This is a genomic window from Bradyrhizobium sp. SMVTL-02 (assembly GCF_051853005.1).
GTDB lineage: Bacteria > Pseudomonadota > Alphaproteobacteria > Rhizobiales > Xanthobacteraceae > Bradyrhizobium.
In genome coordinates this window covers 6,394,971-6,420,701 of record NZ_CP182469.1, presented here as the reverse complement: position 1 = coordinate 6,420,701, position 25,731 = coordinate 6,394,971, and the positions used below count along the sequence as shown (strand labels likewise).

Annotated in this window: 26 protein-coding genes; 12 read left to right on the top strand and 14 right to left on the bottom strand. The window is 64.5% G+C overall.

What is annotated here, in order from left to right:
* Window positions 1-18: 18 nt before the first annotated feature.
* Both ACNJYB_RS30640 and ACNJYB_RS30635 read right to left on the bottom strand, forming a co-directional pair.
* The gene (locus tag ACNJYB_RS30640) at window positions 19-237 is read right to left on the bottom strand and encodes a hypothetical protein (protein WP_439370275.1); all 219 of its coding nucleotides are present in this window, start codon (window positions 235-237) and stop codon (window positions 19-21) included.
* Between the two features lie 1,261 nt (window positions 238-1,498).
* Window positions 1,499-1,663 carry a hypothetical protein gene (locus ACNJYB_RS30635; RefSeq protein ID WP_439370274.1) on the bottom strand — a complete coding sequence of 55 codons (165 nt, stop codon included), beginning with the start codon at window positions 1,661-1,663 and terminating at the stop codon, window positions 1,499-1,501.
* 260 nt (window positions 1,664-1,923) lie between these two features.
* Between ACNJYB_RS30635 and ACNJYB_RS30630 the strand changes: the two genes are divergently transcribed.
* Complete coding sequence (locus ACNJYB_RS30630; protein WP_439370273.1) at window positions 1,924-2,172, top strand: hypothetical protein; 249 nt, start codon at window positions 1,924-1,926, stop codon at window positions 2,170-2,172.
* 605 nt (window positions 2,173-2,777) lie between these two features.
* Here the strand turns inward: ACNJYB_RS30630 and ACNJYB_RS30625 are convergent.
* Window positions 2,778-3,011 (bottom strand): hypothetical protein, encoded by a 234-nt coding sequence (locus ACNJYB_RS30625; protein WP_439370272.1) that lies wholly within the window; start codon window positions 3,009-3,011, stop codon window positions 2,778-2,780.
* Between the two features lie 143 nt (window positions 3,012-3,154).
* Between ACNJYB_RS30625 and ACNJYB_RS30620 the strand changes: the two genes are divergently transcribed.
* Entirely contained in the window at window positions 3,155-4,447 is a 1,293-nt protein-coding gene (locus ACNJYB_RS30620; RefSeq protein WP_439370271.1) for a c-type cytochrome, read from the top strand.
* A 158-nt stretch (window positions 4,448-4,605) separates the two neighbouring features.
* Here the strand turns inward: ACNJYB_RS30620 and ACNJYB_RS30615 are convergent, their stop codons facing one another.
* A complete protein-coding gene (locus tag ACNJYB_RS30615) occupies window positions 4,606-6,576 on the bottom strand; it encodes a 4Fe-4S binding protein (protein WP_439370270.1) in 1,971 nt (656 codons plus the stop codon).
* 151 nt (window positions 6,577-6,727) lie between these two features.
* Between ACNJYB_RS30615 and ACNJYB_RS30610 the strand changes: the two genes are divergently transcribed.
* The 10 genes from ACNJYB_RS30610 to ACNJYB_RS30565 all read left to right on the top strand — a co-directional run bounded on the left by ACNJYB_RS30610 (window position 6,728) and on the right by ACNJYB_RS30565 (window position 15,904).
* Window positions 6,728-7,483 (top strand): biotin/lipoate--protein ligase family protein, encoded by a 756-nt coding sequence (locus tag ACNJYB_RS30610; RefSeq protein ID WP_439370269.1) that lies wholly within the window; start codon window positions 6,728-6,730, stop codon window positions 7,481-7,483.
* The gene (locus tag ACNJYB_RS30605) at window positions 7,480-8,019 is read left to right on the top strand and encodes a DUF6505 family protein (RefSeq protein ID WP_439370268.1); all 540 of its coding nucleotides are present in this window, start codon (window positions 7,480-7,482) and stop codon (window positions 8,017-8,019) included. Before ACNJYB_RS30610 ends, ACNJYB_RS30605 begins: the two co-directional genes overlap by 4 nt.
* A complete protein-coding gene (locus ACNJYB_RS30600) occupies window positions 8,016-9,023 on the top strand; it encodes a DUF6352 family protein (RefSeq protein ID WP_439370267.1) in 1,008 nt (335 codons plus the stop codon). Before ACNJYB_RS30605 ends, ACNJYB_RS30600 begins: the two co-directional genes overlap by 4 nt.
* Entirely contained in the window at window positions 9,020-9,535 is a 516-nt protein-coding gene (locus tag ACNJYB_RS30595; RefSeq protein WP_439370266.1) for a DUF3305 domain-containing protein, read from the top strand. The genes ACNJYB_RS30600 and ACNJYB_RS30595 overlap by 4 nt, the downstream gene beginning before the upstream one ends.
* On the top strand, window positions 9,532-10,146 hold the full coding sequence (locus ACNJYB_RS30590; RefSeq protein ID WP_439370265.1) for a DUF3306 domain-containing protein: 615 nt from the start codon (window positions 9,532-9,534) through the stop codon (window positions 10,144-10,146). The genes ACNJYB_RS30595 and ACNJYB_RS30590 overlap by 4 nt, the downstream gene beginning before the upstream one ends.
* Before the next feature lie 121 nt (window positions 10,147-10,267).
* Window positions 10,268-11,050 (top strand): molecular chaperone TorD family protein, encoded by a 783-nt coding sequence (locus tag ACNJYB_RS30585; protein ID WP_439370264.1) that lies wholly within the window; start codon window positions 10,268-10,270, stop codon window positions 11,048-11,050.
* Between the two features lie 29 nt (window positions 11,051-11,079).
* Entirely contained in the window at window positions 11,080-11,298 is a 219-nt protein-coding gene (locus tag ACNJYB_RS30580; protein WP_183244631.1) for a twin-arginine translocation signal domain-containing protein, read from the top strand.
* A 2-nt stretch (window positions 11,299-11,300) separates the two neighbouring features.
* Window positions 11,301-14,243, top strand: a complete 2,943-nt coding sequence (locus ACNJYB_RS30575) for a formate dehydrogenase subunit alpha (RefSeq protein ID WP_439370263.1) — start codon at window positions 11,301-11,303, stop codon at window positions 14,241-14,243.
* A gap of 12 nt (window positions 14,244-14,255) precedes the next feature.
* Window positions 14,256-14,852 (top strand): formate dehydrogenase FDH3 subunit beta, encoded by a 597-nt coding sequence (gene fdh3B / locus ACNJYB_RS30570; RefSeq protein ID WP_011088224.1) that lies wholly within the window; start codon window positions 14,256-14,258, stop codon window positions 14,850-14,852.
* 38 nt (window positions 14,853-14,890) lie between these two features.
* Complete coding sequence (locus ACNJYB_RS30565) at window positions 14,891-15,904, top strand: formate dehydrogenase subunit gamma (RefSeq protein WP_439370262.1); 1,014 nt, start codon at window positions 14,891-14,893, stop codon at window positions 15,902-15,904.
* A 108-nt stretch (window positions 15,905-16,012) separates the two neighbouring features.
* Here the strand turns inward: ACNJYB_RS30565 and ACNJYB_RS30560 are convergent, their stop codons facing one another.
* From ACNJYB_RS30560 to ACNJYB_RS30515, 10 genes are all read right to left on the bottom strand, one after another.
* Window positions 16,013-16,135, bottom strand: a complete 123-nt coding sequence (locus ACNJYB_RS30560) for a hypothetical protein (protein ID WP_439370261.1) — start codon at window positions 16,133-16,135, stop codon at window positions 16,013-16,015.
* Between the two features lie 123 nt (window positions 16,136-16,258).
* Window positions 16,259-16,546: a YciI family protein gene (locus tag ACNJYB_RS30555; protein ID WP_439370260.1), complete on the bottom strand. Its 288-nt coding sequence runs from the start codon at window positions 16,544-16,546 to the stop codon at window positions 16,259-16,261.
* Window positions 16,547-16,623: 77 nt separating this feature from the next.
* Entirely contained in the window at window positions 16,624-17,595 is a 972-nt protein-coding gene (locus tag ACNJYB_RS30550; protein ID WP_439370259.1) for a sugar ABC transporter substrate-binding protein, read from the bottom strand.
* 41 nt (window positions 17,596-17,636) lie between these two features.
* Window positions 17,637-18,614: an ABC transporter permease gene (locus tag ACNJYB_RS30545; RefSeq protein WP_439370258.1), complete on the bottom strand. Its 978-nt coding sequence runs from the start codon at window positions 18,612-18,614 to the stop codon at window positions 17,637-17,639.
* On the bottom strand, window positions 18,611-19,561 hold the full coding sequence (locus ACNJYB_RS30540) for an ABC transporter permease (RefSeq protein ID WP_439370257.1): 951 nt from the start codon (window positions 19,559-19,561) through the stop codon (window positions 18,611-18,613). The genes ACNJYB_RS30545 and ACNJYB_RS30540 overlap by 4 nt, the downstream gene beginning before the upstream one ends.
* On the bottom strand, window positions 19,554-21,077 hold the full coding sequence (locus ACNJYB_RS30535; RefSeq protein ID WP_439370256.1) for a sugar ABC transporter ATP-binding protein: 1,524 nt from the start codon (window positions 21,075-21,077) through the stop codon (window positions 19,554-19,556). Before ACNJYB_RS30535 ends, ACNJYB_RS30540 begins: the two co-directional genes overlap by 8 nt.
* A 10-nt stretch (window positions 21,078-21,087) precedes the next feature.
* The gene (locus ACNJYB_RS30530) at window positions 21,088-22,482 is read right to left on the bottom strand and encodes an FAD-linked oxidase C-terminal domain-containing protein (RefSeq protein ID WP_439370255.1); all 1,395 of its coding nucleotides are present in this window, start codon (window positions 22,480-22,482) and stop codon (window positions 21,088-21,090) included.
* 60 nt (window positions 22,483-22,542) lie between these two features.
* Window positions 22,543-23,427: an intradiol ring-cleavage dioxygenase gene (locus ACNJYB_RS30525; protein WP_439370254.1), complete on the bottom strand. Its 885-nt coding sequence runs from the start codon at window positions 23,425-23,427 to the stop codon at window positions 22,543-22,545.
* 15 nt (window positions 23,428-23,442) lie between these two features.
* A complete protein-coding gene (locus tag ACNJYB_RS30520) occupies window positions 23,443-24,345 on the bottom strand; it encodes an NAD(P)-dependent oxidoreductase (RefSeq protein ID WP_439370253.1) in 903 nt (300 codons plus the stop codon).
* Window positions 24,346-24,365: 20 nt separating this feature from the next.
* Window positions 24,366-25,730 (bottom strand): amidohydrolase family protein, encoded by a 1,365-nt coding sequence (locus ACNJYB_RS30515; RefSeq protein ID WP_439370252.1) that lies wholly within the window; start codon window positions 25,728-25,730, stop codon window positions 24,366-24,368.
* Window position 25,731 lies beyond the last annotated feature (1 nt).

Genomic DNA, 25,731 nt, shown 5'->3' with positions numbered 1-25,731 from the left:
GGGCTTATAGCCATTCGTTCAGGTCTGATTTAGTTCCTGAAGGATCAGATCGCGGTGCGCGACAAATTGCGCTTGAGTGCTGAGGCGCGTCTCCAAGACTGCGCGGGCCAAGCTCGCGTCAGGCCTGTGATCTTCAAGTTCCTCGATACGCTGCTCTTGCTCGAAGACGTTCTGTTCGCCGCGCAACACGTCACGTTCGGCTTGTTCCAGATGATGCAGTTGGCGGGACCGATCCATGGTGGCTCCTCGCCGAGTGGCCGCATCAGGCTGGCCCACGAGCGCGCGCCCGCGATTTGGCTCTGGCAAGTTGCCGTGCCGCTGCCTGCCGTCCCGCATGCGCGTTGTCGCTTCCGGCGCTGGATAGCCTCTTCGAGGTCGCGCGCCTGCGAGCGGGCGCGGCCGAAAAACATCCCCCGCAGATCATCTTGTTCATGCTTTTCGGCCTTGGTCTGCTCCCTGCTCCTGCTCGCTGGGTTCGGTATGTGCAAGCGCGGGCGCAGTTGACTACACATGCTGATATTCGCTGGAACGCTGGCCGTCGCACTCTAGATCGTCACTGGAATACCCCCGCCTTGGCCTTATTCGCATCGAGAGCTTCGACCATTTCCTCGCGGATGCCTACGAGCAAATGCCCCCGGTTCCCGTCGGGAGCACGCGGGATCAATAATCGAGGGATCATCGACTTTGATCTAGGTCAAAACTGATTGTGACGCGAGGCGAAGGCTCTCTCCAGGTGCCGACCTGTAAGCGCTTGGCATTGGTGCAACGCTCCACGGCACCTCAAGCAACGGAGGAACGCCATGCTTCGATATGTTGTCGCTGCTCTTGCAGCGCTCACTCTGATAGCCGTCAGTCTCGTCCCAGATGATGCATATGCCCGACGCGGCGGCGGTGGTGGGTTCCGCGGTGGCGGAGGCTTCCATGGGGGCGGCATGCGCGCCGGAGGTTTCCATGGCGGTGGCGCGCGTGTCGCTCATGTACGAGGCGGAGGATACCGGGTTGCGGGAGGCCGTTACGGCGTTGCTGGACGGGGTTACGGCTATCGGCCCATACCGGGTCGGCCGGTGGCGCGTACAGCAGTCGCCCGAGGAGTGTACCGCAATGCTGCGTATCGGGGCGCGTACAGGGGCGCGGCCTATGGCTTGGGCGCAGCAGCGGTAGGGGCGGCCGCGGCCGGGGCTTATGGCTATTACGGCGGTTACAACAACTGCACATACGACACTTACGGCAACTACGTCTGCCCAGGTCAGTATCCTTATGGCTATCGGTACTGACGAGATCGATCGAGCGCGGACGGCGCTCCGCTAAAGGCTCTCGCCGCCCGCTCTCTCGTTTGTCGCCGCCCGTTCTTTCCGGCCTAAAAGCGAATTCTTCGGCTAGAGCCTCAAGCTGCTTTTGGCGATGCGCACGGGCGATGGTGGCGTCAATCGCCCCAGACCAACTCGCCGCACTCGCAGGCGCGCAATCTCGGTTCATTTCATCTCGAGCTCCGCCCGCGTTACTGCGGCAAATCCTTGCAGAGTTTGATCACGATCATGATCATCGAGCCGATTGCGACGACCACCGGGCAGACAAACGGTAACTCTTGGAGCAGGCCGACGACGGCCGCTCGAACACGGGACGATCGTTTCAGCTGCGCGAAACGTAAGCCTGCCACACCCATCGGACATCTCCGTTTGGCCCCCAGCAGCGGCGGTCTGATCTTTAGCGCGAAATGGGGCCGAGCTATTACCAGTTCGGGTGTTCCCTAAAGCAAGGTGAAGGAACCCTTTAGCTCGTAGGGACGCGCGTTGCTGGCAGAACGATCCGCAGCGATGCCGTCGTGATAAGCCACCCGCTTTGATTGGACCCCGCGCACGCCGGGGTCGTTCATGAGCCGAGGCTATTGCTTGTTAGGGATATCGCCGCATGTGGAATTGGATAATGCTCGGGCTGGAAAGCAACCGCGTGATCGGCCTGCGGATCGCGAAGCTGATGCGCGGCGGCGAGGCCGCTCAACGTGAAGCCCAACTGATGGTGGGTGAAAAAATCTTTGCGGCGGCGAAGGCCGGTAAAAGCCTGATGGCTGGCGCATCCGGAGACAAGATTGTTGCGCAATACCGAAGGAAGGTCGCGGCCAATGCCAAACGGCTCAGCCGCAAACAAACACGTCGCAAGCGAGTATCGCGCTGATCCTTCGACGGCACGGCTTACTCGCTCTGCTGCTTGATGGCCCACAGCCGGTAGGCTTACTTCGCCACAGTTGCTCTCGGCTTCGAGGGTGGAGCGATCGAGCAAGACTCGGGTGAAAGCAGCCGCGAGAATGCAGCACTGCGTCTGGCGAGCGGGGCGCAGGCCGCTCCAGCGACGATCAAGAGAACGAGAGATGTGAGCGATCTCACACCGCGATCTCGCGTCCTGGACTAGTCAGGGCTTCGACTCTCCTCGAAGCAACAGAGGTTCGCATGAAGCTCCTGATGATCTCTGCCTTGGCCGCGCTGACAGCTGTCGTCGCCGCGTCGAACATGCCGCGATTGCATCCGTTACCGTTGAATAGCACATCGGGGGCAAGGATGCCTTCGGTGCAAGAGATGCAAAGGCAGGCGCAACAGGGCGGGCTTCCGGTTCAAGACTTCGCAGATCGATCTCTTGTGTTTCCAGGGGGAACGCAGCCGTAGAGACAATCCTGCTCTCGCGTCTGATCGAGCTGGACGTCCTGCGCGGCTCGCATGTCCTCGAACAGCCCGCCGTGCGGCTGATCGAGTAGCGCGTGCCCCGCAATTGCTGCACGCGTGGTCTCAAGGACTGAGGAAAACCGGGTTGATCCCGTTGGGATCGCCGGGCAACGCCAGGGATGTAAGCCGGTGGACGTCGGCTTGTAGGATAGCCAGGAGCAGCGCCAACACGACGGCGATGTAGATGAGCAGGGGCGATGCGCCCTGCCTACCGGGATCGCGGTTTCGCGGCGGCAGCGCGCGAAAGTGCCACAACCGCGAGATGAATTGCAGATAGGCTTTCGGGCGAAGCTGCATAGCCGGCCTCGGTCCATGAGGCGCCACTGGGGAGACTGCGACCACGCTGGTTGCCATTCAAGGCGCCGCTTGTCGCACCTGGAACCGGATAGAGCTGCGCTCGTTGAGCTGGATCAAAGGGGGGCGTTTTGTCCAAAAGGCCAATGTCGAGGCGCCCGCGTCTTGCCACCGTCCTTCTGACGGCATCGCTGCTTCTCCCGCTGCGGCCCGCGCAGGCGCAACTGGCGGGGCACGGCGGGCCTGTCCGCGCGCTCGCCGTTTCTGTCGATGGCAAGACCGTACTGTCGGGCAGCTTCGACACGGCAGCCATCCGATGGTCCCTCGCCACCGAGTCCGCCGAGCAGGTCCTTCGCTTCCATTCGGGCGCGGTGAACGCGACTGCCTTCCTCGGAGACGGACGCATGGCGACGGCCGGTGTGGACGGCCACATTGCGATCTGGACGCCGGGCCGGCCGCAGCCGGACCGGGTTGTCGAGGGGCATGCGGGACCCATTGTCGGGCTCGCAGTGTCTCCCGATGCATCGAAGCTCGCATCAGCCTCATGGGACCACACCGTGCGGATCTCATCGCTCCCCGACGGCGTGACGCGCGTGCTGCATGGCCACTCGCAAGCTGTGAACGGCGTGGCCTTTGCCCCGGATGGACGATCGCTGGTGAGCGTTGGCTACGACCTGACGGTGCGGCTCTGGCCGCTGCCGGACGGCAGCCCCGAGACCATCGTGATGCCGGCACCGTTGAACGTCGTTGCCATCTCGCCTGATGGCGAAATCGTCACCGGCGCGGCAGATGGCAAGTTGCGCATGATGACCGCCGACGGCCGTGAGACAGGCGAGGTCATGGTCGCCGCCAGGCCGGTCGTGGCCCTGGCGATCTCGCGAGACGGCGCCTTGCTAGCCACGGGGGCAATCGACGGCACCGTCGCGATCATTGATCGCAAGGCGCGCACCGTGATGCGCACGCTCGCTGGGCTCGCCGCGCCGGTCTGGTCGGTTGCGTTCTTGCCCGATGGCGCGACGCTCCTGACTGGCGGGAGTGACGGCAAGATCAGACGTTGGAACGCGCTGACCGGCGCTGTGATCGGGTCGGACGTGCTGGGCACGCCGGCGGATCCGCTCGCGGCCTATTCCGGCGATCACGGCGCCGAAATCTTCAGGGCTTGCGTGGCCTGCCATACCTTGTCGGAAACCGAGGTCCAGCGTGCCGGGCCGACGCTTGCGGGGCTGTTCGGCCGGAAGATCGCCTCGCTGCCGGGTTATCGCTTCTCCGACGCGCTCAAAGCCATGGATATCGTCTGGACGCCGGAGACCGTCTCAAAACTGTTCGAGATCGGGCCGAACGCCTACACGCCCGGCACCAAGATGCCGGAGCAGCACATCGGTTCGGCCGAGGATCGCCGCGCGCTCACGGACTTTCTGGCTCGGGCGACGTCGAAATAGCTGGCAGCAACGCTCTAATACCCCGGCCATTGCTCCACGGGAATATTTGTCAGCTCCGGCTTCTCATTGAGCATGCGGGCGACGTCGGTGCTGGGATGCTCCTTGAGCCGGCGAGACAGCCACTTGATCTTCTACCCATCATGAAACGAGCCATGCTTCTAGTCCTTGTTCTCGCGTTGGCGCAGATAGTCGTCTGTCGTCCGTGGCGGCGGGCGCTTCGGAACATCCTGGATCGGATCGAACTGCTGTTCGCTCATGACGATGACGCGACAATCAGCGCACATCCGCAAGGCCTCGGTCCGGCGGTCCCCGCTGGGATACATCCAGTGCCGTCCCTCGAGCTTTGTCGCGATCCGATCGATCGTGCTCCTGACGCCGAAAGGCGTGCCGCAGCGAACGCACAGGGCCGGTTCTTCCTCCTTGATCACCCGCGCCGGCGCGCGCCTCGCCCGGAAGTCGATCTGCGGGGTGAGCGTGATGACTTTCTCGGGGCACGTGCTCTGGCACAGGCCGCACTGCACGCAGGCGTCCTCGACGAATTTCAGGACGGGACGCTCGGGATCGGCGCGAAGCGCGCCGGTGGGGCAGGCCGAAACGCAGGACAGGCACAGCGTGCAACCGCTCGTGTCAACCGTGACCGCGCCGATCGGCGCGCCCTCGGGCAAGGCGATCACGTCGACCGGCCTGGGCGCGAGGCGATGCAATTCACTGAGGCCAAAGCGAAGCAGATCGCCGCGCTTGCCGACCGTCCGGAAGGTTGCTGGAGTGGCGAGCCCGGCGAGGGGACCAACCTCTGTGAGTCGTTCAGCCAGAATGTCGGGATCGTCTGTTTCGATCGTGGCCACGCGGCCACCGTCGAATCCGAGACCGTCAAGAATCGTCTCGGCCATGGCGATCGTCTGCAACAACCCGGTGATGTCGTGTCGCGGCTTGGCGCGCACCAGGAACCGCACGGCCGCCGCGCCATACGCGAATGCGCCGACGAGGGCCTCCAGGCCGACCTGCGTCAGCTCGTTGAGGGCGAGGGGAAGCACGTTGGCCGGCAATCCGTCGCCATGACGGGCGAGCGCATCGATCAGCGGCGTACCGTGGCCGCTGTCGTGCAGCAGCAGGTTCGGATCCGCGCCGCCGGCCTCGCGATAGGCGAGCAACATGGCGCGAAGGATCTGCAACTGGGTGTCGGCGGGTGGCAGTGCGTAGGACGCTGCCCCCGTCGGGCAGGCGGCCGCGCATTGCCCGCAACCTGCGCAGACATCTGCGTTGACGGCGACATGGTCGCCGTTCGGCGTGATCGCGCCGGTCGGGCAGAGATCGAGGCAGCGATGGCATCCGGTCAGCTTCGAGCGCGAATGCGCGCACAGGCTGGGTGTGAAGTCGACATATCTCGGCTTGTCGAAACTCCCGACGAGATCGCGAGCGGTCAGCACGGCGCGCAGCACGGCCGCGGGATCGCGCGGATCCGCACGGAGATAGCCGTCCCGCAGGTCGGGCGCAGGGAATAGCGGTGGATCGCCGGAGAGGTCGAGCACGAGATCGCAGCGCGAGGTCGCCCCGCTGCGCGGGTTTTCGAACACGAAGCGGTCGCGCGAAGACGGGCGCGGCTGCGCGTAGTCATCGATCGTGAGCTCGAAGGCGCCAAAATGGCCCCGCGCGTTGCGGACCGTGCCCTTCACGATCGGGAACACCGCCGCGGCAGGCGGCGTCACGTCTGCCGGCTGCTTGAGCATGACCGTGACATCGAGATGGTCGGCGAGCAGCCGCCCGGCTTCGATCGCAGCCTCGTCCCGCCCATAGATCAGGATGATGCCGTCACCCGATAATGTGAGCAGCGGATAATCCGGTGCGGGAATCTCGGCCGCCGCAAGCAGCGCCGCCATCTTCGCGCCGGCATTCGCGCCGTCGCGAGACCAGCCGGCCGTCTCGCGGATGTTGACGAAGCTGATTCCGCCGGGGCGTTCGCCTGCCTCAGCGGTGAACTGCGCAGCCTGCTGCGTGCAGGCGACCGTCAGCGGCCCTTCGGCTTTTGCCGCGTTGCGGAAATGCTCGAGCTCCGCGCCGCAGAGATGACGATAGTTCCTGATCTCGCAGTTGGAGCATCCGCGCCGGATCGTGGCCACGTCAAGGCGCATCGTGTCTTCACACGAGCAGATCAGGACGGTTTTCGCTGGCTGCTCCAGGTCAATCCCTCCGCCAGTGCGGCGCCGACTTGCGGACTCGCGCCATTTCTGCACCTCGTATAGATATTCACTATTGGGAAGAAAAGGAAAGTGGAGGACGGCCTTGCGGTCGACCCCAACCAGCCACGTCTCCCTGGCGGAGCCGGTCCAGCTGCCGCCGCCTTTCACGCTCGTCCGCTTGCGTGAGAGCGGAGACGCCTTTGCCCACGCTTGCCGCATTGCACCCAAGAGCGGTGCTGGCACGCTGGTGTATGTCGGGCGGTTTGATCTTGCCGAATTCGCCGTGGTGCTCGAGCCGGGCGAACAGTTGAGAACCGCTCGGCGCGCCTTCTACGCCGGCATGGTCGCGCTCACCGATGCCCTTCGCGCCTACGCGCCGCCGAACAAGACCGTCGCGATCGGCTGGCCCGACGCCGTCGATATCGATGGCGGGCTGGTCGGCGGTGCGCGGATGGGATGGCCGTCGCCCGTGCGCGAGGACGAGGCCCCGGCATGGCTGGTGTTCGGCGCCATGATCCGGACCGTCGCAATGGGCGACCAAGGGCCCGGTATTCATCCGCTCGCGTCCGCGCTGGATGAGGAGGGGTTTGGCGAAGCCGGAGCCGCGGAGGTGACCGAGAGTTTTGCACGGCACCTGATGCGGGTGATCGATAGTTGGCAGGTCGATGGCTTTGATAGTGTCGCACGCGATTATCTCAGCCGGGTTCCCCGTGAGCGGCGGACTGTCCTAGAGATCGACGAGAACGGAGATCTCCTCACGCGCGGCGTCGGAACCGACAGGGTCGAGCGGAGCGAGCTCGTCAAGGCGCTCGCCAGCCCCTGCTGGCTCGATCCCAAACTCGGGGGGCCGCGGCTATGAAACTGCTGCGCACCATCGCGCTCGATCCCTCCGATACCTTCGTCTTCGATGCGGCGGCAGAGCCCGGCGAATGGGCCGTCTCAGGCGTGTTCCGCTTCTGCGACCAGGATCCCGCGACGCTGACCGGCAAGACGCGCGCGGCGTTTCGCAGCGGCTTCCTCGGGGTGCAATCCTGGGGCTGGTCGACGCTGGCGCAGATTGTGCCGGCAACCGAGAGCGATTGCCGGGCGCTGATCGAGCTCCTTGCCGGCCAACTCATCGATCGTTTCGGCGCGCCGGATTCGGCAAGCGCGCGGATGGCTGCCGAAGAGGAGGTTGCCTTTGTGCAGTCGCTCTGCATGCATCCGATCAGTTCGCTCATTGCCGTCCACCGCTCGGTGAGCGACGGCGAGGTCCGCGAATCGTTCCGCAGGCTGCAGCTGCGGCAAGGGCAGGGGCACAGCAAGGCGTTCTCGTTCATGGAAGTCGAGGAGGATGTCGAACCCGACAGCAATATCAGGCTTGCCGATATGAGCCGGGAGCCGCAGCACCGATGAACGATTTCTGGATCGCGTGCGGCCACCATCTGCTCGATCGCAATGAGAGCGGCGGGCTTTGCGTCACCGACGAGTTCCTGAAGGCCTATTTTGCCCGTCCCGAGCTGATTCCGCCGGACGAAGCATGCCCGGTCGAGCGGCGGCTGCACCGGACGCTGCTCGCCGCCCCCCGCCGGCCGGTCGACGCCGACGAGGTTGCAGCAATTGTCGACGCGGATGCCCGTGAGAACTGGCGGTTCGTGCTCGCCTTTCGCGATCTCCTGGTGCGGCATCCGACGCTCGAGGCCGCCTATGTTGCAGCCGTCCGGTCGCGGTCCAATGATCTGCCGCCGCTGTTCGTCAATCAACTCGTGCATGTGATCCTGCGCAATGCGCTCGATGGCTGCGACGATCCTTTCGTGCTGCGCGCCGCCGAGCTGTTCTTCCGCCCGCAGCGTATCCTGCCGCATGAGCAGGTCCTGCTGCTCGGAGACGAAGAGGTTGTCGGCGCGCAGAGCCCGACCCCGGTGCTGTCGCTGATGTCAATGCTGGGGGCAGCGACCGATGCCCAGCTCGACGTCCTCAGCACGGACAATGCCGACGACTATTGGCACCGAAGCGACGATTTCGACATGGCGTTCGATCTCACCGCGGGGGAGCGCGGGCCGAGGGCGCTGGCGCAGGCGATGACGTGCTGGATATCCCATCTGCTCGGGCTCGACGTCGAGATTGAGCCGCTGCGCGAATTGCGTGATGCGCGGCTCACCTGGTATGTCGGGCTCGACGCCGATGCGACCAGGCTGGGTGACCGTCTCTGGCACGGGGAGCAACTCGATGACCGCAGCGCCAGCCGTGTGCTATCATTGTTCCGCCTGACGTTTGCGGACAAGAGTGCGGCCGCGGACGAGATTCAGGGCGAGCCGATCTATCTCATTCTGTCGATGAACTCCGATCGGAAGCTCCGGATGAAGCCGCAGAATTTGCTGACGGGGTTGCCGATCAAACATCTGGAGATGGCGACATGAGACCGGCTGCGCTGCCGCTCGTGCGCATTCCCGTCGGCGTCGTGGTCGAGCGGCACAAGGCGGCCTCGCCGTGGACGGACTTTGTCTGGCGCGCTGTCGCCGTGCTGCCGGACGAGCCGGAGACAAGGTCCTGGACGGTGCTCCGTGAAGAGGGAGGCGGGACACTGTTTTATGCCGGCAGCGCGATGGTCGATCTCTACAGTTCCGAGACCGCGCGCTATCGCGATAACCTCGCGTCAGGGAGTCCGAGCATCTGGACAGTGTTGTCGCCTGCCGAAGGCGCCTGGCCCTATTCGGTGGCTGCCGTCACCGCCGATCCTGCCGAAGGCGAAGCGTTCACCGAGGCCGCTGACAATCTGGTCGAGGCCGTTCCAATGCCGGAGGTGCTGCGCGAGCACATTGAAAGCTTCGTTGCCGAGCACCACGTCGAACGGGAGTTCTTCAAACGCCAGCGGCGGCAGGCCGATCCGGAGGCGCTCGCGCGCCGGCAGCATGAAGGCGGACAGAAATGAGCGAGGACAAGTTCCTGGCGCGCTGGTCCAGGCTCAAGCAGGAGGCAAACGCGAGCGCTGCGCAACCGCATCCGGCAATGAATGACAAGGCCCGGTCGGCCCCGCCGCGCGCTGCGAAAGACGAAGAGGTGGAGTTCGACCTCTCGAGCCTGCCTTCGATCGACTCGATCACATCAGCGACCGATATCAAGGCGTTCTTGCGCGAAGGGATACCGCAGGACCTGACACGTGCGGCGCTTCGCCGCGCCTGGAGCGCTGATCCCGCCATACGCGACTTCGTGGGACTTGCCGAAAACGCATGGGACTTCAACGATCCCTCCGCAATGCCGGGCTTTGGGCCGCTGGATTGTTCGGAAGCAGAACTGGCTGCGTTCGTGGAGAGAATCATCGGCGGCATCAGCAAGTCGGCCGAGGCGCTGGTTGACGTCGCGGATTCGTCGCCGGAACCGCGCGAGGTCGAGAGATCAAGTGTCGAGATCGTCGCCGAAGACGAAGCGCGTATCGAGCCCGCGGACGCTTCTGCTGCAACGCAACGAACGGTTGCCGAGAGCACTGGAAGCGAACAGCCGTCGATCCCCCGCCGCACCCATGGCGGCGCACTGCCTAGCTAGGTCTACTCGACGAAAGAGACTATGGGAGGCGATTGACCCTCGGTTCCGCCGGGACTACGCTTGGCCTAGCGCTTTGTAGGAAAAGAAAAATCAGCACCTGGGACTTGGATGGGAGGTCCATGTGGGTGATGATGATGGCCTGGAACGAGCCATTTGCGCCGCTGGCGGCGTTGCCGGGCTTGCGCGCAAAATCGGCGTCAGCCAACCCTCCGTTTCGAACTGGACCAAGGTGCCCGCACAACGGGTGATCGCGGTCGAAGCGGCCACTGGCGTATCGCGCAATGATCTGCGGCCTGATCTGTACACGGAGCCGCTTTTGTCCGAAGTTCCGATCGATCCCGTTGATGCGGCGCGTGCGCAGGAATATCTGCTGCTCGCTACCCTCTTGTCCGCAGCACCGTCAGGAAAGTTGCTCGCTCAACTGTCCGCATTGACTGGTGATGCGACGCCGCTCGGGCGCGCACATGCCGCGCTGGCGGCAGCCGCCGACAATGCCGTCGCCGCAAAGGTCGAACGCGAATATTTTGATCTGTTCACAGGCCTCGGCCGCGGCGAGCTCTTGCCCTACGCCTCCTACTACTTGACTGGATTCCTCAACGAGCGGCCGCTGTCGCGCCTGCGCGCCGATCTCGCTGCGCTTGGGATCGAGCGCGTCGCGAACAATCCGGAGCCGGAGGATCACGCGGCCATCCTGTGCGAGATCATGGCAGGGCTCGCGGGAGGCCGCTTCGCGGCGACGTCCGACTCGCAGCGCGACTTCTTCGAGAAGCACATCGTGCCGTGGATGGGGAGGCTGTTTGCCGACATCGAGCATGCGGAGAGCGCCATCTTCTATCGTGCGGTCGGCGCGCTCGGCCGCGCCTTTGTCGAGATCGAGACGGAAGCATTCACGTTCGCCAACTGATCTGCACCTGCAGGTCCAGGAGAGATGCGATGAGTGAAGACAGGAAAACCACAGTCGGGCGCCGCGCCTTCCTGCGCAAGGTCGGCGTCGGCACGGTGGGCGCCGGCGCGACGCTTGCGACACCGCTGGTCGGGTCCGCGCAGGCCGATAGCGAAACCAACGATGAAAAGCGCAAGGCGCGCTACAAGGAAACCGATCACGTGAAGGCGTTCTATCGCGTCAATCGTTATCCGGCCAAGGGAGGTTGACCGTGCTGATCAAGCGAACAAACCAGCATTCCCTGCGCCATGGCTCCGTTGCCGAGTCCCTCGCGGGGCAGGCGGGCGGCCTCGACCGCCGCAGCTTCTTGCGCAAATCCGGTGTTGCCGGCGGCGCGCTCGCCGCGCTCGGCACGCTGCAGGTCGGCGGCGTGCGCAAAGCGGAAGCAGCGACGGCCGGTCCGCTCACCGCAGGTGCGACCGTGCGCAAGAGCATCTGCACGCATTGCTCGGTCGGGTGCACTGTCACCGCCGAGGTCTTGAACGGGGTATGGATCGGCCAGGAGCCGAGTTGGGATTCGCCGATCAATCGCGGCTCGCACTGCGCCAAGGGCGCCTCCGTGCGCGAGCTCGTGCACAGCGAGCGGCGGCTGCGCTATCCGATGAAGCTGGTGGGTGGTCAGTGGACCCGCGTATCCTGGGATACCGCGATCAACGAGATCGGAGACAAGCTTCAGGATGTGCGCGAGAAGTCGGGCCCCGATGCCGTCTACTGGCTTGGCTCGGCCAAGATGACCAATGAAGGCGCCTACCTGTTCCGCAAGCTCGGCGCATTCTGGGGAACCAACAACACCGATCACCAGGCCCGCATCTGCCATTCGACCACCGTCACCGGCGTCGCCAACACCTGGGGCTACGGCGCGATGACCAACAGCTACAATGACATCCGCAATGCGAAGACGCAGATGATCTTGGGCGGCAATCCGGCGGAGGCGCATCCGGTGTCGCTGCAGCACCTGCTCGAGGGAAAGGAGCTGCAAAAGGCCAACTTCATCGTCATCGACCCGCGCCTGACGCGCACCGCCGCGCACGCGACCGAATATGTGCGGATGCGGCCGGGCACCGACATCCCCATACTCTACGGCATGATGTGGCACATCCTCCAGAACGGCTGGGAGGACCAGGAGTTCATCCGGCAGCGGGTCTACGGATTCGACGACCTCAAGAAGGAGGTCGAGAAGTGGACTCCGGAAGAAGTCGAGCGCGTCACCGGCATTCCCGGCGAGCAGCTCAAGCGCGTCGCCAAGATGTTCGCCACCGAGAAGCCGGCGACGCTGATCTGGGCCATGGGCCAGACCCAGAAGACCGTCGGCACCGCCAACGTGCGCGCCAGCTGCATCCTGCTGCTGATGACCGGCAATGTCGGCGGACAGGGCAAGGGAGCCAACATCTTCCGCGGCCACGACAACGTGCAGGGCGCGACCGACGTCGGGCTCGATATCGTAACGCTGCCGTTCTACTACGGCCTCGCCGAGGGCGCTTGGAAGCATTGGTCGCGGGTATGGGAAGTCGACTATGACTTCCTGAAGTCGCGCTTCGATTCCAAGCAGATCATGGAAACGCCGGGCATCCCGCTGACCCGCTGGTTCGAAGCGGCAACGCTGCCGAAGGATCAGCTCGCGCAGAAGGACAATGTCAGGGCGGTGTTCGTGCAGGGACACGCCTCCAACAGCATCACCCGTATCCCCGAATCCCTCAATGGCCTGAAGGCGCTCGAACTGCTCGTCATCGCCGACCCGCATCCGACGACCTGGGCCTCGCTGGCGGTCGAAGCGGGGCGCAAGGATGGCGTCTACATTCTGCCGGTCGCCACGCAATTCGAGTGCAAGGGCTCGCGCGTCGCCTCCAATCGCTCGCTGCAGTGGGGCGAGCAGATCGTGAAGCCGATCTTCGAGTCGAAGGATGATCTCGAAATCATCTATCTGATGGCGAAGAAGCTCGGCGTCGCTGACCAGATGTTCAAGAAGATCAAGGTCGAGAATAATCTCCCTGAAGCAGAGGATGTGCTGCGCGAGATGAACCGCGGCAGCTGGTCGACCGGATATTGCGGGCAATCGCCCGAGCGCCTCAAGGCGCACATGAAGAACCAGGCCAAGTTCGACATGCTGACGATGCGCGCGCCGAAGGACGATCCCGAGGTCGGCGGCGACTATTACGGCCTGCCCTGGCCGTGCTGGGGATCGCCGGAGGTCAAGCATCCCGGCACGCCGCTGCTCTACAATACCAATCTGCACGTGATGGATGGTGGCGGCACGTTCCGGCCGCGGTTCGGCATCGAGCGCGAGGAAAAGTTGCCGGACGGCACGACGCGCAAGGTGAGCCTGCTCGCGGATGGCTCGTACTCGCTGGGGTCGGGCATCCAGGACGGCTATCCGGAATTCACGCTCGCGAGCCTGAAGAAGCTCGGCTGGGACTCCGAGCTGACCGAAGCGGAAATGGCCGTGATCAACAAGGTCAACCCCGCCACGCCTGACGCGGTGTCGTGGGCGCTCGACCTGTCGGGCGGCATCCAGCGCGTCGCGCTGGCGCATGGCTGCGTTCCCTATGGCAACGGCAAGGCGCGCATGCATGCGTTCGGCCTGCCCGATCCCATCCCGGTTCACCGCGAGCCGATCTACACGCCGCGCGTCGATCTCGTTGCCAAATACCCGACGCTGCCCGATGCCAAGCAATTCCGGATGCCCAATATCGGCTTCTCCGTACAGAAGGCGGCGGTCGAGAAGGGAATCGCAAAGCAGTTCCCGCTCATCCTGTCGTCCGGCCGCCTGGTGGAATATGAGGGCGGCGGCGAGGAGACCCGGACCAACCCGTGGCTCGCCGAATTGCAGCAGGACATGTTCATCGAGATCAACCCTGCCGACGCCGCCGAGCGCGGTGTCAAGGATGGCGGCTGGGTCTGGGTCACGGGCGCCGAGAGCAATTCCCGGGCAAGGATGAAGGCGCTCGTCACCGAGCGCGTCGGCAAGGGAGTTGCCTGGATGCCCTTCCACTTCGGCGGCTGGCTAGGGGGCAAGGACCTCCGCGGCAACTACCCGAAAGGCACCGACCCGATCGTGCTCGGCGAAAGCGCGAACACGATCACCACCTACGGATACGATCCCGCGACGAACATGCAGGAAACCAAGGTCACTCTCTGCCAGATCGCGGCGGCATAAGGAGCAACGACGATGGCACGTATGAAGTTTCTCTGCGACGCCGACCGTTGCATCGAGTGCAACGCCTGCGTCACGGCGTGCAAGAACGAGCACGAGGTCCCCTGGGGCATCAACCGCCGCAGGGTCGTCACCATCGCCGATGGCAAGCCGGGCGAACGATCGGTCTCGATGGCCTGCATGCACTGCACGGATGCGCCGTGCGCGGCAGTGTGCCCGGTGAACTGTTTCTATACCACCGCCGATGGCGTGGTCCTGCACTCCAAGGATCTCTGCATCGGCTGCGGTTATTGCTTCTACGCTTGTCCGTTCGGCGCGCCGCAATATCCGAAGGTAGGCAATTTCGGCTCGCGCGGAAAAATGGACAAATGTACCTACTGCGCCGGCGGTCCCGAGGCCGACGGCAGCAAGGAGGAATACGAAAAATACGGCGCGAACCGCCTCGCCGAGGGCAAGCTGCCGCTGTGTGCCGAGATGTGCTCGACCAAGTCGCTGCTTGCCGGCGACGGCGAGATCATCGCCCAGATCTACAAGGAGCGCGTGTTGAAGCGCGGCTATGGCTCGGGCGCATGGGGCTGGAAGACTGCCTATCGCGAGACAATCGAATCCTGAAGGCGCCGCGCGCCGGGACACAATGCCGGGAGGAGCAGATGTCCTCATTTGCAAGGTTCATTCGACCAGCCATCGGCGCGTGGGCGTTGCTTCTGTTGGTCATGGCAGCTCCGGTAGCGTCGCCGGCCCAGCAGATCAATCCGACGGCGAGCTCCGTCAATGAGCAGAAGTTGCTGCAGGAGATGGACCGGATCCAGGGACGCGTCAGCATCCCCGACCAGCGCTCCGGCGTGCTGATGCAACCTGCCGGCCGCGAATGGCGTGAATTCCGCAACGTTGCGCTGCGGTGGATCGGCGGCGTCGCTATACTCGGCATGCTGGCGGTGCTGGTCATCTTCTATTTGACGCGCGGCATGGTCCGACTCGAAAGCGGGCGATCCGGCCGCACCATCGTGCGGTTCAACACCTTCGAGCGTTTCGTGCACTGGATGACCGCGACCTGCTTCGTCATCCTGGCGATCTCGGGATTGAACGTCACGTTCGGCCGGCCGCTGCTGCTTCCGCTGATTGGATTTGAGGCCTTCTCGGAATGGTCGCAATGGGCGAAATTCGCGCACAATTACCTGAGCTTTCCCTTCACGATTGGCGTCGTGCTGATCTTTCTGATGTGGATCGCCGGCAACATCCCAAGCAAGCTCGATCTCGAGTGGATCAAGCGCGGAGGCGGCCTGATCGGTCACGATCATCCGCCGGCTCGCCGTTTCAACGCGGGTCAAAAGGGGATCTACTGGATCGTCGTGATCGGCGGGGGCCTCGTGGCGGCAACGGGCTACGTGCTGATGTTCCCGTTCTACCTGACGGGGATCGAGGGCATGCAGATGGCCCAGATCGTTCACTCCGTCGTGGCCGTGCTGTTCATCGCCGCGATGCTCGCCCACATCTACATCGGCACGATCGGGATGGAAGGTGCCTTCGAGGCGATGGGGTCAGGCGAGGTGGACGTCAACTGGGCGCGCGAGCACCATAGCCTGTGGCTCGACCAGGAGTTGGGACGGACCGGCCCGAACGATTCTCAGCCGCAGCCTCGCCATGCTGCGTCCGCAGCCGAATAGAGCTGATGGGAGTATTGCCTGAAGCATGATCCGGAAAAGTGCGAAGCGCTCTTCCGGAAAGATCATGACCCAAAGCACGACGACGATTCATCCAAATCTCATCGCGCTTTACAGCCGGACGCCCGTCGTCGAGAAGGCCTCTGCAACGGGGAGCTGTACGCTGTCGAGCACGGCAACTCCAGCCATCGCGATGACGATCGTCGCAATACAGGCAAGGATGAAAGCCTTCATCGGGATCCTCCTCGCGCGCATTATACAGGACCTCGGGCCACGGACAAAGGCCGCGGATCGTGCAAGGGGATGCGGACCGCCAGCCCGGGCCCGCGTCCGTTCATCCATGGCACAGCTGGCAGTCTATCCTTGTCGCCGGAGGAACCCGCTGATCGTGACCGTCTCCCAGATGCCGGCGGCTGCGAAGGGATCGGCGCGGTTAAAGGCCTGGACTTCCGCACGCGTGGGGGCCTCGACCAGGAACAGGCTGCCGATCATGGTCGCGCCGTCGTCGGAGACGAGTGGCCCCGACATCACGATCTTGATGCCGAAACGCGAGGTATCGCTCAGGAAGGCCTTGTGGGCCTCGTAATTGGCGAGCCGGGTTTGCAACGCGCCGGTGCGGTCGAGGGCGTGAATGGCGAACAGCATGGTGTCTCCATCTTCTTGCTTTGGCTCTTGGAACGGCCGCGAGGGGCGGCCGTCCGGATTTGTCGTGACCTGTTGATCTACTTGGCGCCGAGCTTGCCGGCTTCCTCGAAGGTCGGGCAGGTCCGCTGCTCCAGCGGGACGTCGAACGGCCCAAAATTGTCCTTGGTGATGACGGTCGGCTTCAGCACGAGCTCACCGATGACGGGTTGATTGCGCAAGGCGCGCACGGCCATCATGGTGCCGAGGCAGCCTTGAGCAAATCCGTTGTAGTCGCCGCTGGCGAGCAGCTTGCCGGACTTGATCGCGTCGATCGCCTCCTTGGTGCCGTTGATGCCGATCACCTGTGCCTTGCGGTTGGCGCCGTCGAGCGCCTCGATCGCGCCGATCGCCATGGCGTCATTTGCCGCTAACACGCCGTCGATCTGCGAATTCGACTGCATCAGGTTCTCCATCACCTGAAGTGCCTGGAGCCGCTGATAGTTGCCGGGCTGCGAAGCCAGCAGCTTGGCGCCGGGAGCTTCCTTCAGCGCGTCGTTGAACCCGCGTACGCGATCGACATTGGTCAGCGAGCCCTTGACGCCCTCGATGATGACGATGTTGCCCTTGCCGCCGAGCGTCTTCAGTAGGAAGCGCGCAGTCTCGAGCCCGAGGCTGTAATCGTCGGCGCCGACGAAGGAGAGGAATTTCCCGCCGGCGGAGCGGTCGGTGATGTTGACGACCGGGATCTTGGCCTCGTTGATCTTCTCGACGCCGGGCACCATCGCCTTGTAGTCGACCGGCGTGAACACGATCGCGCTCGGCTTCTTCACCACGACGTCCTCGATCTGGCTGAGCTGCTCGGGAATCGAGTCCGGCTTCGTCGGAATGTATTGCAGCGTCTTCGCATTCAGCGACTTCGCCATGTTGTCGGCGCCGACCCGCACCGTCTGGAAGAACGGGTTGGTCTGGTTCTTCGTGAAGACCGCGATGGTTTCGCCGTCAGCGCGCACCTCGGTGGTGAATGCAGCCGCCATCAGCAGCGGCGCCAGATAGTCCAGTCTCGATTTCATATTGCCTCCATCCCTGATTTTGCTTGTTGGATTTCAAGAACTCATTGTGCGCGGCGGCGGGTCTTCATGTCGAGCCAGACCGCGAGAATGACGATGATGCCTGTCACCAGCGGTTGCCAATTGGCGCTGACCGACAAGAGGTTCATGCCGTTGAGCACCAGCGTCAGGATCAGCGCGCCGATGAAGGTGCCGAACACGGTACCGACGCCGCCGAACAGCGAGGTGCCGCCGATCAGCACGGCCGCGATCGCGGGCAGCGTCAGGCTTTCGCCGATGTCGGCCTCGGCCGAATTGAGCCGCGACAGGAAGATGATCGAGGCGAGCCCCGCCATGGTGCCGGAGACCGCGTAGACCAGCAGCAGGCGGCGCGCGACCGGAATGCCGGAGAGACGGGCCGCAACCGGATTGGCGCCGATCGCATAGATCTCCTGGCCCCAGATCGTCCGTTGCGCGAACAGCGTCCCGATCCCGAGGAACACCAGCAGCAGATAGACCGGGATCGGCAGGCCGAACAGATAGCCGCTTCCGATCTGGCGGAAGCCTGTGGGGAAACCGTGCAGGGTCTCGCCCGCCATGTACCAGTAGGTGAGGCCGTTCAGCACCCAGAGCATGCCATAGGTGGCGATGAAGGAGGGGATGCGCAGCGCGGTGACCATGATGCCGTTGAGAAGTCCGACGATGCCGCCGCAGGCGAGCCCGGTGAGGATGCCGAGTGCCGGCGAGCCGGTCTTGTGGATCACGGTGCCGGCGATGCAGGCCGACAGCGCGACGTTGGCGCCGACGGAGAGATCGAGGCCGGCAGTCAGCACCACCAGCGTCAGGCCGGAGGCGATGAAGAAGGTCAGGCTCGCCTGCCTCAGCACATTGAGGATGTTGCCGAGGCTGAGGAAGGAATCGCTGAGCACGGCGAGCACCGCACAGATCAAGAGCGCCGCGAGCAGGCGATAGAACAGCTGGATCGCATCCTGCGACAGGAACGAGCGGGGCGGCATCATCGCCTCTTTGCTGATGTCGGTCATGCGCGGCTCCTGAGACCGTCGAGGAACAGGGCAACGATGACGAGGACGCCGACGCTTGCGACCTGCACCGAGGACGGCAGCGAGATCAGGTTCAGCCCGTTGCGCAGCACGCCGACGGAGAGAACGCCGAGAAGCGTGCCGAGCAGCCAGCCATTGCCGCGCTCGAACGAGGTGCCGCCGACCGCAACGGCGGCGATGGCATCGAATTCCAGGCCAAGGCCGGCGGTCGGATGGCCGGAATTCATTCGCGCAGTCATCAGCAGGCCGGCGATGCCGGCCATGGCGCCGCCGAGCGCATAGACCGCGATCAGCAGCCGGTTCGGCGAGAGACCGGCGTAGCGCAGCGCCTCGCGGTTACCCCCGAGTGCGAAAATGTAGGTGCCGAAGCGGGTGTGATAGAGCAGGCCGTGGAACGCCGCATAAGTCACGAGCGCCATCACGATCGGCACGGGCACGCCGAGCAGCGTCGCCGAATAGATGTCGCGCACGCTGTGGGGAATGCCGACCACGCTCTGGCCGTCGCTGACGATCAGCGACAGGCCCTGCGCCATGCCGAGCGTGCCGAGCGTCGCGACGAAGGGCGGGATGCCGAGAATCGCAACGAGCCAGCCGTTGGCGACGCCGAACGCGGCGCCGACGAGGAGGCCGGCGCCAAGGCCGAGCAGCATCGACTTGGTCGCGAGCGAGACGATGGCAACGCAGAGCGAGGTCAGCGTCAGCACCGCGCCCATCGACAAATCGAGACCTTCGGTCATGATGATCAGGGTCATCGGCAGCGCGAGCATGGTCAGGATGGTCGACTGCACCAGCACGTTGGAGAGGTTGGCGACCGACAGGAAACCGGGCGCGATGGCGCTGAACAGCGCAATCAGCAGCACCAGCACGATGGCAACGCCGGGAATGCGCTGCAGTGGATTGGGTTGTGAAACGACCGCGGCTTCACGCATGATGCATCCCCAGTCGCACGATGTTCTCCTCGGTCAATTCGTTGCGTGTCAGGTGCCCGGCGATGCGGCCCTCGCGCATCACATAGGCGCGGTCGCAGACATGGCAGATCTCGACCTGCTCGGACGAGATCATCAGTGCCGCCGCGCCTTCCGCGACCAACCGGTCGATCAGCGCAAAAATCTCGGACTTGGCACCGATGTCGATGCCCCGTGTCGGCTCGTCGAAAATGAAGAGTTTTGAGCCGGCTGCCAGCCATTTTCCGATCACAACCTTCTGCTGGTTGCCGCCCGAGAGCAGGCCGACGGTCTGTCGCGCGCTCGGCGTTGCGATGCGGAGCTGACGGATCAAGCCATCGGAGGTGCGTTGTGCAGTGCGCTGATCGAACAGGCCGCTCGGAAAAAGCTTCTTGAGTGCGGATACGACCAGATTATCGCCAACCGACCGGAGCAGCGCGAGGCCTTCGCTCTTGCGGCTCTCCGGGATCAGCGCGATACCGCGGCGGGCGGCGAGATCCGGCTCGCCGGAAATGCTCTTGCCGTCGAAGATGATCTCGCCCGAGGTCACGGGATCGGCGCCGAAGATGGCGCGCGCGACCTCGCTGCGGCCCGAGCCGACCAGGCCGCACAGGCCGACGATCTCGCCACGGCGCACCTCGATGTTGATGTCCGAGATGCCGGTGGGAGCGGAGAGGCCCTTGACCTCCAGCAGCAGCTCGCCTGGCTTGTCGGCAAAGTTGCGCGGATAGGTCATGTCGACATTGCGGCCGACCATCATGCGCACGAGCTGGTCCGGCGTGACGTCGGCGGGCCGGACGCCGTCGATGCGGCGGCCATCGCGCAGCACGGTGATGCGGTCGCCGAGCGCGAACACCTCGGCCATCCGGTGCGAGATGTAGACGATGGAGACCCCATCGGCCTTCAGCCGCGCTATCAGTGCGAACAGCAGCTCGGTCTCGCGGTCGGACAGCGCGGCGGTCGGCTCGTCCATGACGAGGATGCGGGCGTTCTGGCTGATGGCCTTCGCGATCTCGACCATCTGCTGCTGCGCTACCCCTAACTTTTCGACGGTGGTGGAGGGATCGATGTCGAAGCCGATCGTGTCGAGCACGCGCTTCGCATCGGCCAATATTTTGCGGCGGTCGATGGTGCCGGGGATGCGGCCCTTCGGCTCGCGGCCGAGGAAGATGTTCTGGGCGATGTCGAGGTAGGGGACCAACGAGAATTCCTGGAAGATCACGGCAATGCCGAGCTTCTGCGCATCGGCGGTGGATGAGATCGCGACCTTCTCGCCGTTGTGATAGAACTCCCCGGCATCGGAGCGATAGGCGCCGCACAGCACTTTCATCAGGCTCGACTTGCCGGCGCCGTTCTCACCCAGCAGCATGTGGACTTCGCCGGGGTAGACGGCAAAGGACACGTCATCCAGCGCCTTGACGCCGGGAAACTCCTTGCTGATGCCGCGCAGCTCCAGCAGCGGGGTGGGCGAGGTGACCTCGATCGGGAGCGCGTCGCTCATGCCATCTCACTCATGTCTTGGCTCCGCCAGCAAAGATCTTTCCCGGATTCATGAGGCCGTTCGGATCGAGCGCCGTCTTGATCGATCGCATCACGTCCACGGCCTCGCCGAGCTCATCGGTGAGATAATCGATCTTGCCGAGCCCGATGCCGTGCTCGCCGGTGCAGGTGCCGTCCATGGCGATGGCACGGGCGACCATGCGGGCCTGAAGCATCTTGGCGCCGTCCGCCTCCTCGGGCTTTGCCGGGTCGATCAGGATCAGCATATGAAAGTTGCCGTCACCGACATGACCCACGATCGGCGCGGTGAAGCCGTGCTCGTCCGCATCGCGCCGCGTCTCGGTCAGGCATTCCGCGAGCCGCGAGATCGGCACGCAGACGTCGGTGATGACGGCGCGCGCGCCGGGCCGCAGGCCGAGGCCGGCATAGAGCGTGTTGTCGCGGGCGTGCCAGAGCCGGCTGCGGTCTTCCTGTGCCTTCGCCCAGGCAAAGCCATGGCCGCCATGATCGGCGGCCATCGCCTGCGCGGCCTCGGCCTGCTCTGCGACGGAGGTTTCCGAGCCATGGAACTCAAAGAACAGAGTGGGTGCCTCGCGGTAGCCAAGCCTGGCGTAGGCGTTGATGCCGCGCATCATGACGTCGTCGAGCAGCTCGACGCGAGCCACCGGGATCGCGGACTGGATCACGGAGATCGCGGTGTCGACGGCATCGTGCAGCGTGTCGAAGCTGCAAACCGCGGCCGAGATCGCCTGCGGCACGGGATGCACCTTCAGCGTGATCTCGGTGATGACACCGAGCGTGCCTTCCGCACCGACGAACAGGCGTGTCAGGTCATAACCGGCGGCCGACTTCCGTGCGCGCTTCGCGGTTCGGATCACGCGGCCGTCCGCCAGCACCACCTCCAGCGCCATGACATTGTCCTTCATGGTGCCGTAGCGCACGGCCATGGTGCCGGAGGCCCTGGTCGACGTCATGCCGCCAATCGAGGCGTCGGCGCCGGGATCGATCGGGAAGAACAGGCCGGTATTGCGCAGCTCGGCATTGAGTTGCTTGCGGGTGATGCCGGGCTGCACGACGACGTCCATGTCGCTGTCGTGCACGCTGAGCACCTTGTTCATGCGCGCGAAGTCGAAGCAGACGCCGCCTTCGATCGCGGCCGCATTACCTTCGAGCGAGGTTCCGGCGCCGAACGGGACGATCGGCATGCCCGCGCTTGCACACAGCTTCACGATCTCGGCGACCTCCTGCGTGGTTTCAGGGAAGACGACGATGTCGGGCGGCAAGGTCCGATAATGCGACTCGCTCTGCCCATGCTGATCGAGCACGCCGCGCGCAACGCTTGCGCGCGGGCCGATCATGCCGGTAAGGCGATCGGCCAATATGCTCGTGCTGACCCGCGGTCCCATCCTTGCTCCCTGTCTGCCCCGATCGCGAACTCTTGCCGGTCCGCTGCGTTGTCGTTCGGCTTAGGCGGCTCTCGCGGCGCTCGCAACCTGCTTCAAGCCGAAATCATAGTTGAGATGAAAATAGTCACTGTCCACCATGCGACCATCCGGCGCACGGCCGGCCGGCTGACGGACGAATTCGCGGACCAGGCTGTCCTTGACCCCGAACACCACGTCACTATCGAGATACTGATCGCCGGCAACGAACACGTGCGTGACGAGCTGCTCGAAGCCGGGCGCCGAGATCAGGAAATGCACATGCGCCGGCCGCCACGGGTGGCGGCCCTGCGCCTCCAGCATCTCGCCGACCGGCCCGTCATGCGGGATCGGGTAGGCGGCCGGCTTGATCGACCAGAAATGGAAGCGGCCGTTGGCGTCGGTGTGGAAGCGCGCGCGCATCGCTAGATCGCCAATGTCGTCGAGCTGCTGCACGTCGTAATAGCCGTGGTCGTCGGAATGCCAGACATCGACGGTCGCGCCCACGAGCGGCTTGCCGTCGACGCTCGAGACCGAGCCGGTGACCAGCATCGGATCGCCTTCCATCGGACCGGAGATATCGGCGCCGCTATCCTTCTCCGGCGCGGCCTGGACGAAGAACGGGCCGAGCACGGTCGTCTCGGTCGCGCCCTCCGGCACCGGATGGTTGATCGCGTCGACCAGCATGGAGACGCCGAGCGTGTCGGACAGCAGGATGAACTCCTGGCGCTTGTCGTCGCACATGTGCCCGGTGCGGGTCAGGAAGTCGATGCCATATTCCCATTCCTTCTGGGTCGGGCGCACTTCGCGGACGAAGGCGTGCAAGTGCCGAACCAGCGCCTCGCTGACCTGCTTGATGCGTGGATCGGTCGCGCCCGCGATCCGCTCCAGCACCGCGTCCGTGATCGTGTTCTCGTTGAAGTTACGCATGAGTGTCTCCGTTGATCACGGCTTCGGCTCGCCGAGGCCCGACAACCGTTCCAGATGCTTGACGGTGGCGATGAAGTCGGTGTCGCCGTCGCCCTGCGCGACCAGCGCGCCATAGGTCTCGCGCACCTGTGCGGCGAGCTGCAGCGGCACGCCGACCGCGTGGCCGGCACCCAGGATCAGGTCGAGGTCCTTGGCCATCTGCTTGCAGGAAAAGGTCGACTCGAAATCGCGGGTGCGCAGCGGCGCGGTCTTGTACTTCACCATCGGCGAGGCAACCGCGCTGTCGTCGAGCACCTTCAGGATGTCCTCCCAGGCAATGCCGCCCTTGCGCGCGAGCGCCAGGCACTCCGCCATCATCGCTGCCGACACCGCGATCATCAGGTTGACCGAGAGCTTTGCGTAGCGCGCTTCCTCGGCGGGGCCGAGATAGGTCTGGGCGCGGGTGAAGGCGGCGATTAGCGGCCTTGCGCTTTCGAAGGCGTCCTTCGGCCCCGAGACGAAGCAGGTCAGCGCGCCGGTATGAACGATGCTGGCATTGCCGGAGACCGGCGAGCGAAGATAGGCAACGCCGCGCGCCTGCGCGGCGGCCGCAACTTCGGTCGAGGCCTCGACGCTCACGGTGCTGGTTTCGATCAAGACAGATCCAGCAGCCATCGCCGCAATAAGGCCTGTGGGGCCGAGCAATGCGCCGCGCAGCGCGGCGTCGTCGGGCAGAGAGGTGATGACGGCGGCCTTGCCGCTCACGGCATCAGTGGGCGAGGTTGCGATCGCAATGCCTTGCGTGCGTGCCTCGGTGATGCGCGTGGGGCTCTGGTCGAACGCGGTGACGGCGTAGCCGGCCTTGGCAATGAGCAAGGACATCGGCAGACCCATCTTGCCGATCCCGATGAAAGCAACAGTCTTCGAAGCATCTGTCATTTGTTTTTGTCCGTTGGCCTTCAGGCGGCGCGTCCCTGTCGTTCGATGTCCTGAACGAGTCGCTGGCCGGATTGCGCCAGCAGTTCCTTCTTCGCCTCCAGCCCCTCGACGAGCAGCCGGCCGTTCCGTTTCTTCCAGGCGCCGCCGATCATGACGGACTCGATATTGGCGAGACTCGTCTGCATCACCACGGTCGCGACGGGATCGTGCACCGGACAGAGATCGAGATCGGAGGCGTTGATGATGACGAGGTCGGCGAGCTTGCCCGGCGTCAGCGAACCAATTTGATGCTCGCGGCCGAGCATGCGGGCGCCTTCGGTCGTGATCCAGCGCAGCGCCTCGCGCACGGGGATCGTGGTCGTCGCCGGAATGGTGCCGCTCACTTTGCGCGCCTCCGCATTGTCGAGCGCTCGCTGCATCGACAGCGCAACGCGGGCGGCGGAGAAAAGGTCGCCGGCCAGCACGGATTCGAGGTCAATGCCGATGGTCGGTCGCACCCCACGCTCCAAGAGGCGCCCGGTGATCGGAAAGCCGTGGCCCTGGATCATCTCGTTCTCGGGCGTCACCGAGAAGGACACGCCGAGATCGATGAGACGATCGAGCAGATCGTCAGGCAGGTCATTGCCATGCACGATGTTGATGCCGGGGCCGACGAGGCCGGCCTCGATCAGCTTCTCCCAGCCGCCCGGCGTCTTGGCCGGACCGCCGCCCTGATGCATCGATGCAATCAGGTTGAGTTCCCGCGCCAGGCGGAAATCGTGCATGGCGACGTCGAGGGTCGAATAATGCGGGCCGAGAATGGCGAGCCCGAGCGTGACGAGGCCCTCGCGGTCGGCGAGGGGGCCAGCCAAAAGCCGCTCGACCTCGCGGCGCGGATGCGGCACTTCCGAGAAATGCGGCTCACCCGGCTTCGGCTCCGGTTTGGGCGAGCCATGGAAGAACGCAGCGCGGATGCCGCTCTCGATCAGGCCGCGGACGGCGGCGTCAGTGTGTGCAGGCGTCGGATTGTTGTGACACCAGTCGACCAGCGTGGTGACGCCGTGGTTGATCTGGTTCAATGCGCCGACCAGCGTCGCGATATGGATGTCGTCGGGCCGGAACGCCGTCGCGAGCCCGGCATGCATGCGGCGGAAATATTCCAGCAGCGTCCAGTTCGCGGCAAAGCCGCGCAAGCCGGTCTGCCAGGTGTGCATATGCGCATTGATCAGGCCGGGGATGACGATGCGGCCCCTGCCGTCGACGATCTCGGTGTCGGCCGCAACGTCGATCGATGGCCCCAAGCCGGCGATGCGGCTGCCCTCGACCAGCACGTCGCCGGTGCCGAGGTCGCCGATCGCGTCATCCATGCTGATGACGGTGGCCGATCTGATCAGCGTGCGCCGCATC

Coding starts and splice junctions, on each gene's coding strand:
- ACNJYB_RS30515 (WP_439370252.1), bottom strand. CDS start 25,730: ATGCGGCGCACGCTGATCAGATCGGCCACCGTCATCAGCATGGATGAC.
- ACNJYB_RS30580 (WP_183244631.1), top strand. CDS start 11,080: ATGAGTGAAGACAGGAAAACCACAGTCGGGCGCCGCGCCTTCCTGCGC.
- ACNJYB_RS30590 (WP_439370265.1), top strand. CDS start 9,532: ATGAGCGAGGACAAGTTCCTGGCGCGCTGGTCCAGGCTCAAGCAGGAG.
- ACNJYB_RS30620 (WP_439370271.1), top strand. CDS start 3,155: ATGTCGAGGCGCCCGCGTCTTGCCACCGTCCTTCTGACGGCATCGCTG.
- ACNJYB_RS30520 (WP_439370253.1), bottom strand. CDS start 24,345: ATGACAGATGCTTCGAAGACTGTTGCTTTCATCGGGATCGGCAAGATG.
- ACNJYB_RS30525 (WP_439370254.1), bottom strand. CDS start 23,427: ATGCGTAACTTCAACGAGAACACGATCACGGACGCGGTGCTGGAGCGG.
- ACNJYB_RS30565 (WP_439370262.1), top strand. CDS start 14,891: ATGTCCTCATTTGCAAGGTTCATTCGACCAGCCATCGGCGCGTGGGCG.
- ACNJYB_RS30595 (WP_439370266.1), top strand. CDS start 9,020: ATGAGACCGGCTGCGCTGCCGCTCGTGCGCATTCCCGTCGGCGTCGTG.
- ACNJYB_RS30545 (WP_439370258.1), bottom strand. CDS start 18,614: ATGACCGACATCAGCAAAGAGGCGATGATGCCGCCCCGCTCGTTCCTG.
- ACNJYB_RS30530 (WP_439370255.1), bottom strand. CDS start 22,482: ATGGGACCGCGGGTCAGCACGAGCATATTGGCCGATCGCCTTACCGGC.
- ACNJYB_RS30625 (WP_439370272.1), bottom strand. CDS start 3,011: ATGCAGCTTCGCCCGAAAGCCTATCTGCAATTCATCTCGCGGTTGTGG.
- ACNJYB_RS30600 (WP_439370267.1), top strand. CDS start 8,016: ATGAACGATTTCTGGATCGCGTGCGGCCACCATCTGCTCGATCGCAAT.
- ACNJYB_RS30635 (WP_439370274.1), bottom strand. CDS start 1,663: ATGGGTGTGGCAGGCTTACGTTTCGCGCAGCTGAAACGATCGTCCCGT.
- fdh3B (WP_011088224.1), top strand. CDS start 14,256: ATGGCACGTATGAAGTTTCTCTGCGACGCCGACCGTTGCATCGAGTGC.
- ACNJYB_RS30640 (WP_439370275.1), bottom strand. CDS start 237: ATGGATCGGTCCCGCCAACTGCATCATCTGGAACAAGCCGAACGTGAC.
- ACNJYB_RS30550 (WP_439370259.1), bottom strand. CDS start 17,595: ATGAAATCGAGACTGGACTATCTGGCGCCGCTGCTGATGGCGGCTGCA.
- ACNJYB_RS30615 (WP_439370270.1), bottom strand. CDS start 6,576: ATGCGCCTTGACGTGGCCACGATCCGGCGCGGATGCTCCAACTGCGAG.
- ACNJYB_RS30630 (WP_439370273.1), top strand. CDS start 1,924: ATGCTCGGGCTGGAAAGCAACCGCGTGATCGGCCTGCGGATCGCGAAG.
- ACNJYB_RS30535 (WP_439370256.1), bottom strand. CDS start 21,077: ATGAGCGACGCGCTCCCGATCGAGGTCACCTCGCCCACCCCGCTGCTG.
- ACNJYB_RS30605 (WP_439370268.1), top strand. CDS start 7,480: ATGAAACTGCTGCGCACCATCGCGCTCGATCCCTCCGATACCTTCGTC.
- ACNJYB_RS30560 (WP_439370261.1), bottom strand. CDS start 16,135: ATGAAGGCTTTCATCCTTGCCTGTATTGCGACGATCGTCATCGCGATG.
- ACNJYB_RS30555 (WP_439370260.1), bottom strand. CDS start 16,546: ATGCTGTTCGCCATTCACGCCCTCGACCGCACCGGCGCGTTGCAAACC.
- ACNJYB_RS30540 (WP_439370257.1), bottom strand. CDS start 19,561: ATGCGTGAAGCCGCGGTCGTTTCACAACCCAATCCACTGCAGCGCATT.